This window comes from uncultured Lactobacillus sp. (assembly GCF_947367085.1).
Classification (GTDB): domain Bacteria; phylum Bacillota; class Bacilli; order Lactobacillales; family Lactobacillaceae; genus Lactobacillus.
The window spans coordinates 1-11,244 of sequence record NZ_CANBCP010000056.1 but is presented as its reverse complement, the minus strand read 5'-3'; the positions used below and the strand labels follow the sequence as shown (position 1 = coordinate 11,244).

At 34.7% G+C, this 11,244-nt stretch carries 14 protein-coding genes; 3 read left to right on the top strand and 11 right to left on the bottom strand.

Going from position 1 to position 11,244, the window contains the following annotated elements; translation table 11 throughout:
- The first annotated feature begins 148 nt into the window (after positions 1-148).
- Positions 149-1,015 carry an SPFH domain-containing protein gene (locus Q0Y70_RS08210; RefSeq protein WP_297819592.1) on the top strand — a complete coding sequence of 289 codons (867 nt, stop codon included), beginning with the start codon at positions 149-151 and terminating at the stop codon, positions 1,013-1,015.
- A gap of 52 nt (positions 1,016-1,067) precedes the next feature.
- Here Q0Y70_RS08210 and Q0Y70_RS08205 read toward each other — a convergent pair whose 3' ends face one another.
- The 9 genes from Q0Y70_RS08205 to Q0Y70_RS08165 form a co-directional block, all read right to left on the bottom strand.
- A complete protein-coding gene (locus Q0Y70_RS08205) occupies positions 1,068-1,613 on the bottom strand; it encodes a DUF1440 domain-containing protein (protein ID WP_297819590.1) in 546 nt (181 codons plus the stop codon).
- 189 nt (positions 1,614-1,802) lie between these two features.
- Positions 1,803-2,696: a hypothetical protein gene (locus Q0Y70_RS08200; RefSeq protein ID WP_297819588.1), complete on the bottom strand. Its 894-nt coding sequence runs from the start codon at positions 2,694-2,696 to the stop codon at positions 1,803-1,805.
- A 12-nt stretch (positions 2,697-2,708) separates the two neighbouring features.
- Complete coding sequence (eis, locus tag Q0Y70_RS08195; protein WP_297819585.1) at positions 2,709-3,872, bottom strand: enhanced intracellular survival protein Eis; 1,164 nt, start codon at positions 3,870-3,872, stop codon at positions 2,709-2,711.
- Between the two features lie 93 nt (positions 3,873-3,965).
- Complete coding sequence (locus Q0Y70_RS08190; protein ID WP_297819582.1) at positions 3,966-4,403, bottom strand: PTS sugar transporter subunit IIA; 438 nt, start codon at positions 4,401-4,403, stop codon at positions 3,966-3,968.
- Position 4,404: 1 nt separating this feature from the next.
- Entirely contained in the window at positions 4,405-5,220 is an 816-nt protein-coding gene (gene agaD, locus Q0Y70_RS08185; protein ID WP_297819595.1) for a PTS galactosamine transporter subunit IID, read from the bottom strand.
- Positions 5,210-6,016, bottom strand: a complete 807-nt coding sequence (gene agaC / locus Q0Y70_RS08180) for a PTS galactosamine transporter subunit IIC (protein WP_297819578.1) — start codon at positions 6,014-6,016, stop codon at positions 5,210-5,212. Before agaC ends, agaD begins: the two co-directional genes overlap by 11 nt.
- Before the next feature lie 15 nt (positions 6,017-6,031).
- Positions 6,032-6,511 carry a PTS galactosamine transporter subunit IIB gene (gene agaB, locus Q0Y70_RS08175; RefSeq protein ID WP_297819576.1) on the bottom strand — a complete coding sequence of 160 codons (480 nt, stop codon included), beginning with the start codon at positions 6,509-6,511 and terminating at the stop codon, positions 6,032-6,034.
- A gap of 11 nt (positions 6,512-6,522) precedes the next feature.
- Positions 6,523-7,251: a GntR family transcriptional regulator gene (locus Q0Y70_RS08170; protein WP_297819574.1), complete on the bottom strand. Its 729-nt coding sequence runs from the start codon at positions 7,249-7,251 to the stop codon at positions 6,523-6,525.
- 134 nt (positions 7,252-7,385) lie between these two features.
- Complete coding sequence (locus Q0Y70_RS08165) at positions 7,386-8,225, bottom strand: MurR/RpiR family transcriptional regulator (protein ID WP_297819571.1); 840 nt, start codon at positions 8,223-8,225, stop codon at positions 7,386-7,388.
- Positions 8,226-8,395: 170 nt separating this feature from the next.
- Here Q0Y70_RS08165 and Q0Y70_RS08160 point away from each other — a divergent pair, with 170 nt between their 5' ends.
- On the top strand, positions 8,396-9,070 hold the full coding sequence (locus tag Q0Y70_RS08160) for a ribose-5-phosphate isomerase A (RefSeq protein WP_297819568.1): 675 nt from the start codon (positions 8,396-8,398) through the stop codon (positions 9,068-9,070).
- Positions 9,067-10,056 (top strand): Gfo/Idh/MocA family protein, encoded by a 990-nt coding sequence (locus tag Q0Y70_RS08155; protein WP_297819565.1) that lies wholly within the window; start codon positions 9,067-9,069, stop codon positions 10,054-10,056. Before Q0Y70_RS08160 ends, Q0Y70_RS08155 begins: the two co-directional genes overlap by 4 nt.
- Positions 10,057-10,149: 93 nt before the next feature.
- On the opposite strand, the gene Q0Y70_RS08150 is transcribed toward Q0Y70_RS08155, so the two are convergent.
- Together Q0Y70_RS08150 and Q0Y70_RS08145 are read right to left on the bottom strand one after the other, a co-directional pair.
- Positions 10,150-10,590 carry an 8-oxo-dGTP diphosphatase gene (locus tag Q0Y70_RS08150; protein ID WP_297819562.1) on the bottom strand — a complete coding sequence of 147 codons (441 nt, stop codon included), beginning with the start codon at positions 10,588-10,590 and terminating at the stop codon, positions 10,150-10,152.
- Between the two features lie 3 nt (positions 10,591-10,593).
- The coding region (locus Q0Y70_RS08145; protein ID WP_297819558.1) for an ion channel at positions 10,594-11,244 on the bottom strand (651 nt) is incomplete at its 5' end.

Sequence of the window (11,244 nt, the reverse complement as noted above, 5' to 3'; positions counted from 1 at the left end):
GGGTATAGCTTCTTTCTTAATTCCAATAATTTTTCTAAAAGTTCTTTCTTCGAATATATCTTCTGTTAAATATTTTTCTTAAAACATCTTTCCTTTTTAATCAGAATATAAGATAATATCATCAAATTTAATTTTTGGAGGAAAAATTATGGCTTACGTTATTGTAGGAATTATAGTTGTCTTGGTTGTCGCCTACTTCTTATGTGGTCTGCGAATTGTACCGCAAAATTATGTAGGTTTAGTTGAAACCTTGGGTAAATACTCTCGGACTGTGAAAGCTGGACTAGTTTTTATCTGGCCAATTTTTCAAAGCTTACGCAAAGTAAGCCTCGCACTTCAACCACTCGAAATTTCGAAATATCGGATCATTACTAAAGATAATGCGGAAATCACAACGAGTTTAACTTTGAACTATTTGGTTACTGATGCTTATAAGTATTTTTATAACAATACTGATTCAGTGGAATCAATGGTTCAATTAATCCGTGGACACTTGCGTGATATCATCGGACGTATGGAATTAAACGAAGCACTAGGTTCAACTAGCGAAATCAACGCTCAATTATCTGAGGCGATTGGTGATTTGACAGATATGTACGGAATTCGCGTGGTTCGTGTGAACGTGGATGAGTTATTACCTAGTCCAGAGATTCAAAAGGCCATGGACAAGCAACTTACTGCTGATCGTGAAAAAACTGCAGCTATTGCTCGCGCTGAAGGTGAGGCAAGAAATATTGAATTGACTACTAAAGCTAAAAATGATGCTTTAGTTGCTACTGCCAAAGCAAATGCTGAAGCTGTAAAAACACAAGCTGACGCAGATGCTTACCGTATTGATAAATTGCAAGAAGCTCTTGACCATGCTGGCGATGGCTATTTCAGAAACCAAAGCCTCGACAGCTTTAACCACCTGGCACAAGGTCCTAATAACTTGATTGTTGTTGACAAAGAAGACATGACCGAATTGGGCAAAGTTCCGGCCATCAAGAAAGTCTGGGATCAAAGTAATAACTAATTTTGATACAAGAAAAAACGGTTTAACCTCAATGAAGTTAAACCGTTTATTTTTACCAGTATTGGTTTGTCAAAGTCTTTACTTTTTGTTTTGCAATCATGTAGTAACCAACTGCGGCAATTGACCAGCCCCAGATTAAGTGACCAAAAAATTCTGAGAAATGTTCCGCAAATGGCATTTGCCATGGTGCAGGAGTTGTTCCGAGAATTGGCATTAAGAACAAGTGCCAAATTACCCAAATCAAGAAACCATAAAAGGTACCTTGCCAAAGACCAGCCCATGAAGTCTTCTTAAATTGAACCATGTAAATTAGTAACCAAGCAAAGAAGATTGAAAAACTGAAGTGCAAGATCAATGCAACCCAGAACACCTTTTGGTTAGTGTTGTAAATTACATATGCATGGGTGAAATCATATGATGCTCCCATTTGCTGAAGCATATGCTGTGGTGGATTTACAATATCTCTTTGCAAGGTTCTTGGTGGTAAAATCTTTTCCCAACCAATCTTAACCATTCCTGAAATCATTCCAGCAATAAAACCTACCCAAACGCTTTTCCAAAAAACGCGCCAAGGTGAGGCCTTTCGTGAAAAATCCATTTTTATTTCCCTCTTTTTTCTAAAACTAAGATTTAGTATAAGATTTTGAAGATAAAAGTCAAATAAATTTTTATGCAAGCAAAAAGACGAGTCAAGCTCGTCTTCTGTCGTTATGTTTAGTTTATTCCATAAAATATTTTAACATAGAAATCAAATATCTAAAGAAATAAACACTCAAAATTCAAAAAATTATCTTGAATTCAGTTTTTTATCTAATAATTCCAAATGACTAAGGTTAGAATTGTCACTTTCGAGTTGATCTTTAAACCAGTCAGACTTAATGGCAGCCTTTATTTTTACACGGATAGAATTTAATTCATCCTTATCGGAAATTTCCTTAGCCAAAAGATCTGTCAGTACTCTATTTGAAACATTGCCGTTATTCTCATTAGCTAATTCAAGCAAACTCTCAAGCCACTGCTTATTCTTCTTCAATAAAATTATACCATCTTGGCTATTTTGGGTTTCTCTTGCCTGGGATGCTTCTTTTTTTGCCTGCCAAGATTTCATTTCTTCTTCGAAATTTAAAGCGTCATAACCAAGTTCACTCTCATAGTCATTACCTTGATGACATTCAATTGGAAGTGGATTAGTTTGCTGATCCTGCCATTTCTTAAAGCCATCCATAAAAAACGGTACTAGCGGCCTAGCTTGTTTTTTATAAAAATCATAATTCAAATTCATAATCATACCAATCAAAGCTGTATGATCTTGGGGAATTGCCTGAGTTTTTCTATCAGTTAATAATTTTATCTTGCTAGGATATGTCAACTTATAATCTTGAATCGATGTTGAACCATAGCCTTTTGTATACGCAGCCACGCGACCATTAAACTCAATAACATCTCCTGGCTGAAGGAGCCCCAAATCAGAAAATCCTTTGGTTAAATTTAACCAAAGATGATCAGTAACTCCTGTTGGTCGGTCAGGGTTGTCAACGATTTCAACATTGCGCACCACCATAGTTGCGCTATAAAGTTCACCGCGTATTGGATCATGGAACCTCTTATAGCCATATTTTCCAAACTGAGCACGGAAAGTGTGTCTATCTTGATCACCCAAATTACTCAAAACTCTACGCATTACATTCTCCTTTTAAAAGTAATCATAAAAAGAAACTTCACCTTTAACGAAATCATTTGGTTGATGCCGATTTTCTTTAACAAAGCCTAATTTGACTGCTTGTCTTAAAGTTAAATGGCCTAGCAAAACCTTCGTCCAATTAGTCAGTGTTGCCGAATAATCAGCTGACTGAGAAGTTTTTTCAACGCTCATTTGTTTATTTTTAAAGATCAACTTCCAACTACCATTATTTTCTTCAATAATATCATCAGCGTAAACCTTGATCACTAACTCTCTTTCATTAACTAACTTCATGCAGTTAAGGGTCTGCTTCATATCAATAATTCTCGTCATCATATATGGAAAAGTATTAATTCTCAGCAGATCTTGATTAGGAAAAAATTCGTTGAGCAGTGAATTTTCTGCATCTTTTATGTGATAATTCAAATTGCTCGAAACATGACTAGCAATAATACTAAGTAACGCACGTGCTGCATCTGGAGTCTGATAATAAAACTCATCAACTTGCATATTCGGCGAATCAATTTCATAGAACATATAGCCTTGAGGAATTTTATTTTCATCAAAATAAACACAAGTAAATCTATCTGGATAGTAAGTATTTATCCGATCCCACCACCAATTTTCACGTAAGACCGTATTACGTTGAGAATTTCGAGAAAACTTATTGTGATAAAGAGAAATAACAGCATCATTAATTGTCGAATCTGTTAATCTTCCACGAATTACTCTTCCATTTTTTAGAGGCTTAAAGTTATTGATTGCATTATCTTTAAAATGAAATTCTTTTTGAAAAATCGTGTTTTCATAACCATACCGACGATAAAAACTTTCTGAAAATGGTGCAAGATTGGAAATTACATAATTATGTTCATGTAAATAACGGATTGCTTCTTTCATCAAACGATTAATATCACCTTGACCACGATTTTCAGGATAAGATGAAACGTAACCCACGCCACCCATTTTTACTTCTTTGTCAAAAATCCGACTTGTAAATTTATTTACCATGATGTAGCTCGCAAGCTGACCATCTTTTTCTTCACCGAAATTGAAGGCATCGTTATAGCGGCCGAGGAAATTTTTATCTTGAGTTAGATCGTTTTTCTTCAAAAAAGCATATTTGACTAAATTAGCAACTTGATCAAGGGTTTGTTTATTATTTTTTAAAAGCACTTTGTTTCACCTACTCTCACTACCTTTAATTATAAAGAAAGACCTAGCTCGTCACTAGGTCTTTTTGAATGGTTTTAACTCTTATTTTAAATATTATATTCCGTCTTCACTAGAATCTTCGGTTTGTTTGTTATTAACAGATGAAACACCGAATTGCTTAATTCCCTTTTTCGTTGATTCAATTAATGCTTGAGCTAATTGGTCCGCATTTTCAAATTTATCCAAACCAACTAAGCCATTTTCTAATAAAGACCCAACATTGCAACCGCAGACAACAGCTATATCATCTGAAGGATGTGCTGCTTTAAGCATAGCGGCTTGCTTATATGGTGTTCCACCTAACAAATCACAAAAGAACAAGGCTTGATTGTCCTTATCAAATTGCTTTTTAAATTCTTTAGCCAAATCTTCTTCACTCATATTTTCAGTGAAGTCGATATAACTTACATTTTCAATTTTGCCAGCTAATAATTTTACAGTCGATTCAATTCCGGAAGCAAAATTACCATGGCCTGTTACAATAACTTGCATTTTATAATACTCCTAGCCATGAAAGAATAATTGCTAAAACGAATGTGATCACAATCAAAACTACAGGACTAACATTCTTCTTTTTTACAAGATAGAATAATAAGAATGTGTAAGCTAATGGCAAAATGTTAGGAAAAATATTATCAAAGAATGCTTTTTGAATAGAAATCGATTTAGTGGCGGTAACTGCTATTTTAGATTTAACAGTAATTTGTACATATGTCGCAATCAATCCACCAATAACAGTACATCCCAATACACTTGCAGCATGTGATACGATTGCAGAGTCTTGTCTTATTCGTTCAACAGCTTTTGTACCAGCAGCATAACCTAATTGTGCAATTGGCATTCTTAATAAAAACATTGCTACATATACTAAGAAGAATACTAAAGGTCCAAGAATACTACCCTCTTTAGCAAATGAAGCTGTTATCCCAGCAACAATAGGCAAAATTGTAAACCAGGTAATAGCGTCTCCAATTCCTGCTAATGGGCCAAATAAAGCTACTCTTAAACCATCGATTGTTGATCTACTTTCACCATGTTCTTCTAATGACATTTCAAGTCCCATCAAAAGAGGAGCCGCATAGTTATTCGTATTCATAAACTCAAGGTTACCTTTCATAGCAGCGCTCAAGCCTTTTTTATCTTTTCCATAAACCTTTTTTAATGCTGGCAAGATTGCTAAAGTCCAACCACCTGCTTGCATCAACTGATAGTTCATAGCTGATTGATTAAAGATAGAAAGTAAACCTATATTTCTAACATCTCTTTTAGAAAGTTTGCCGCGTTTGGGTTCTTGTGGACTAGATTCCATCATTGTCACCTCCGTTATTGGCATTTTCTTCAATATCTCTCATCTTTTTATTCATATCACGATCTTTTTTAGCTCTTGCAAATTCAATCAAGGCTAATGCAATACCGATTACGGCAACTGGCATTAAATTGCCAAATTTAATGAAACAAGCAGCAGTAAATCCTAAGAGTAAATATGGAACATATTGATTTTTCAACATATTCTTTAGTAACATTGCAAAACCAACAGCTGGAAGGATGCCACCAGCAATTTCAAATCCATGGCTTAACCAACCTGGCATTGCATTTACTAAATGACTCATTGGTGCCTGAGCCGCATAGACACATAAAAATGTAAACACACCGTAAGTTAATGCGACAATAAAAGTTGGTGTCAATACCAACCATGTGAATTTCTTTGTTTCTGCTTTATTGGCATATTCCATCATTTTTCTTGTAAATAGTGAGAATGCTGAGTAGTAGAATAAAATAATATATTGCATCAAAATTGAAAATGGAAGTGATAAACCAATAGCAGTTGCTGGATTATGACCTGTAGTATAAGCCAAAACCACAGTCATAATACCAGCCATAATTGGGTTAGGTGGTTGAGTCCCACCAACTGGGGTTAAACCAGCAAACGCCAACTCAGTTAAACCACCTGCTACTATACCTAATCTCAAATCTCCAAGTAGAAATCCGGTGACGGTACATACAATCATTGGACGAAAGATATAAAAACCTTCCAGCCAGAAATCAGCACCGGCGATTATTGCAAAGAGTGAGACTATTAATCCTTGTCCTAAAGAAATAGTCATAATTTTTACCTCTTATCAGAATTTACTTAATACATCTTGCTTTTCTTCTGGAACATCTTGAATGTAAACTCTTACACCCGCATCAATTAATCCATTAATTGCCTCTTTATCTGATTGATCAACAAATACTTTCTTAGAAATTTGCTCCTTACCTTCAGAAAAATGCATATTTCCGACATTAACTTCTTTGATTGGAACTCCGCCTTTTACAAGTTTCAAAACATCTTGCGGAGTTTTAACAACGAGAAAAATATGTTGTCTTGGACTAGCTTTAGAAATAGTGGATATTGTTTTATCTAATGTCCAAAATCTGATGCCAACCCCAGAAGTTTCTGCAGTTGCTGTCATTAATTCTTGTTGTAAAGGGTCGTTAGCTGCTGCATCATTAGCTACGAGCAACAAATTTGCTCCAATTGCTGAAGTCCAAACAACTCCTACTTGTCCGTGAACTAAACGATTATCAATTCTTGTTAATACTATATCTGGTGTGGTCATAATAACTCCTCCTATTGTTTTGACATATCAAGACCAAGATACATAGGTAAGAACCCTACGACTCGAGTTTTCTCTAAATAGATGAGCCTTTCTTTTTCAAATCCTCGCCTTGTAATTATCACCTTAGGATCATGCAAATCTGCGTCAAGATCATTTCTATCTTGACGATCAACTAAGCCCGCTTCAGAAGTTAAGCTAAAATGAATATCATTTAAAGCATACTTACCTAAAATCAGAGGAATTACTTCTTCCTGCTCCAATTCATCTAGCTTTATCTCCGGACAACGATCAAAAGCTATGAAATATCTTGATACCATGATACGTGATTTATTACTGAAGTAGGTTTTATGTATTTCATAAAGATAATCCACATCTTTTAGATGCATCTCCTCTTTAATATCCCCAAACCTCTTATCAGCAATAATGTTAAATTCATTTATCTTACTTGATGGTTCTGTCCCCATCTCTCGGATCTTTTTATTAACATCCCAATATTCAAAATATTTATTTCTTTGTTTTCTACTTGAAACAAAAGATCCTTGACCTTGCTTTTTATAAATAAAGTTGCGCTTTTGTAATTCTTCTAAAGCTTTTCTTACTGTGATTCTGCTTATCTGAAAAGTTTCACCTAGCTCTTGTTCCGAGGGTAGCTTATCGTTCTCCTTAAGAGCTCCAATTTCAATCTGGTGAATCAGCACTTCTATCATTTGTTGATAAAGAGGTACTGTTTTGTTCTCCATCTTAAAATCACTCTTTCTAACTTGTTATGCTGTTATAACAACAAGATAAGTATAACCCTATACGTGGCTTTTGTAAACGGTATCATTTTATAAAAATAAAAACAGAGTATTGATTATATCAATACTCTGCTATCTCATATCTTCTGATTAGAAATAATTTTTTCATGCTGCTTAATATGTTCAATAGCCGCTTCATCTCGTGAAATCAATAATAAAAAAATTGCTTCAATCATCGTAAATGCAGCTACGCGAGAGAAATAATATTGGCTTTGTAAAACTGTCTGTCTGACAGCCGTTCGCAAATGAATGTCAGATTTTAAGGCAATTGGTGAATCATCCCTATTTGTTATGGAAATGATTTTCATTCCACGTTTTTTTGCAACATCGATCTGCTTCAACAGCCCTGCGGCTTCTCCAGAATTTGAAATCAGTAATAAACAATCCTTCTTGCCTAAATTCATCGTTTGAGCAATCGCAGTTTCAACGCTCCCGCCAGAGTCCATCGCAAAAATCCCAATTTGATTAAATTTATAAACAGCATCTTCAGCTACTGGATAGGTATCGCCTTCAGCACTCACTTGAACAACACGACTATTTGTTAGCCAGCTCAAAACTTTTTTTAAAGCTGAGCTTGGGATGTTTTCTAAAGTAGAACTAACTTCTGCAATCTTGTTATGTACAATCTTTTGCAGACCAGCTTGTAAATCGTCTTGGCCAATCTCTTGTAAAGACAAACTTTTTTCTAAATTTTGAACTTGCGCTAGTTTGATCTTCAGGTCATGAAAACCAATCAATCCTAAATTATGACAAAATCGTGTGACTGATGCATCACTCACCTTTGCCTCTTTGGCCAACTGTGAAATTGAATAATTTACAACATCTGTAGGATTATCTAAAATCGTTTGTGCTATTTTTCGATCACTAACTGATAATTTGGGTAAGCTACTATAAATTTGATCAATAATTCCGTCCATAGTATCTCCTCTTTTCTTATTATAAGTATATCATTCTGTAAATAATTTTCATAAAATATCATTTATTGTAAATTTATTTATTGACACAAAATAATTTTCATCTTAATATTATTTATGTAAATAATTTTACATATAGTCAAAACAATGAAAATATTTTTTAAGGTGATCCTATGACTACGATTAGTTCATTAGCGTTTTCAAAAATAAAACCTAATTCCAATGTTAGTCTTGGAGGCGGTAGCAATGTGTTCAATTTAGCAAAAGAAATTGAACGCCATACTGAATATAAGCTTCACTTGTATTCCCCCTCTACTCTAACTATTATGAAATGTAAAAGTGTAGGTTTGTTTGTCAAAACCATCCAAGAAGCAACTACAATAGATCTTGCTTTTGATGGTTGTGACAGTGTTGATTATGATTTAAATGCGTTAAAGAGCAACGGTGGAATTCATTATTTTGAAAAAATAGCTGCTCAAAAAAGCAAAGAATATGTTTTACTTCTGCCTAAGAAGCGCCTTACTCCAACTTTGTCTAATAAAATCCAGCTCTGTTTAGAAGTTACTCCTGACAGTGCTGGACAAATTATTAAGATCTGCCACAAAATGAATTTGCAAGCTACGATCCGTAAAGGACGTGCTATAGCGGATTTGGTTTATACAAAAAATGGCAATTTGTTACTAGATATTTTTAGCTCAAGTTGGGCAGAAATTGATCAGATTAATCAGAAGTTGATCAATCAAAATGGTGTAGTAGCTTCATCTTATTTTAAAAATTTAGTTACCAACCTGATCACAGGCAATGAAGATGAAGACGCTGTTGAAATAAAGAAAGGTGATTTAAAATGAAAAAATATAATTGGGGAATAATTGGTACTGGTTGGATCGCACATGAAATGGCTGATGCTCTTAATGCAGTCAATGGCGAAATTTATGCCGTAGCCGACGTTAATGAAGAAATGTTAACTAAGTTTGCTGAAGAAAAGCACGTTAAAAACACTTTCACTAATCCTGATGAAATGATTGCGGATCCAAATATTGATATTATTTACATTGCCACTCCTCACACCTTCCATTATGAATATATTAAAAAGGCACTTAATGCGAATAAACATGTCTTTGCTGAAAAAGCAATCACTGTTAATGCCCGTCAATTTGATGAGGTAGAAAAATCAGCTAAAGAAAAAGGCTTGATTTTAACAGAAGGATTTACTCTCTATCATATGCCGATCTATCAAAAAGTACTTGATTTGATAAAAGCTGGTAAACTTGGTCAAATTAAGATGATTCAAGTTAACTTCGGAAGTTTGAAAGATTATGATCCTAAGAATCGATTCTTTAATAAAGATTTAGCTGGTGGTGCTTTGCTTGATATTGGTGGTTATGCAACTGCTTTTGCAAGAACATTCTTAGATGAAGCACCTGAAAGCATTCTTACAACTGTTAAATTCTTTGAAACTGGTGTCGATGAACAATCAGGTATCATACTCAAAAACACTAAAGATCAAATGGCAGTGATGGCTCTATCGATGCGAGCAAAGCAGCCAAAACGAGGTGTTGTGTCTGGTACTAAAGGTTATGTTGAAATTAGCAACTATCCTCGAGCAACCGAAGCTGAGATCACTTATACTGCCAGCGCTCATGAAGAAAAACATGAAAAAATCACTGCTGGAGATAGCGATAAAGCATTACAATACGAAGTGCGAGATATGCAAAGATATATTGAACAAGGCCATGACGATGGTCAACTTCAAATATCACGCGATGTTGCTCATATTTTAACCAGTGTCCGCACTTCTTGGGGTATGAAATATCCTTTTGATGATGAAAAATAGAATTTTAAAAGGACTGATCGAAGTTGATCAGCCCTTTTTCTTTACGCAAAGCTAGTTTTGTATTTAAAAACTTAGCCTCTTTTATTCTACCGATTAAAAAACTTCATCCCGCACTCCATCAAGCATATGCTCACTAAGGTTTTCATCAAAAAATACAGGCAAATCATGATCAAAATTATAGGCAAGTTTGCGCTGCATCATTTCATCTTTAGTGAGCCAGATTAATTCACCTTCATCTGAAGCTTTAAGTTCGCCACTGAAGTCAGTTGCTTTATAGAAAAAGACTAAATAACGCTTATCATCATGATCATAAAATTGTTTTATCCCGACAAGATTGGGATTGCAAATGGTTAATCCGGTTTCTTCTTTAATTTCACGCACAACTGAATCGTTAAAAGATTCATGACTTTCGACATGACCACCTGGAAAAGTTAGTCCTGGCCATACGGGATCATTGCGATCAATAGCTAGAATTTTTCCATCTTTTTCAATCATGCACATGTTAGTTAAAGTAACTTCTTCTCTTCTGCTCATTGTTTACCCTCTTTTAGTTTGATTTCTTTGCTTCAATTTCTCTATCTCATTTTTGAGTTCAGCATTTTGATCTTTTATATTTCTTAACTCATCAATTATCTGATCTAGCTTTTCTTGTTGCCCAGACTCGTCAGTATTATTTTTAACAAAATAAGTTGTGATCGAGCTCGTCAACATCCCAATCACACCAATTCCCACTAACATTAAAATAAAAGCCACAATTTTGCCAACTAATGTATGAGGAGAAATATCCCCATAGCCTACAGTAGTCGCTGTAGCGATCGCCCACCAAAAAGACTGTCCTAAAGATGCGTCTTCACTGATGGAATATGCGCCAGCTCCAATAATTAAGAGGGCTAAACTTAGATAGATCCAATAAATCAACCCATTAGTATGAAGAAACTTCTTTAACTTTCCAGCCAAACCAACGAGTCTAAATAGACTCAATAAACGAACTAAACGAGCAGCGCGTGAGATACGAGCTATTCTAAAAAATGCAAAAAGACCACTAACCGGAATGATTGATAAAAGATCAAAAATATTTTCTTTAAAAAATTTCTTTTTATCTTTAGCCAAAAATAAGCGGCTAAAATAATCAATAGCGAAAATCACTAAGATTATATTATCCACATACATCCAGAATCCAATATTTAT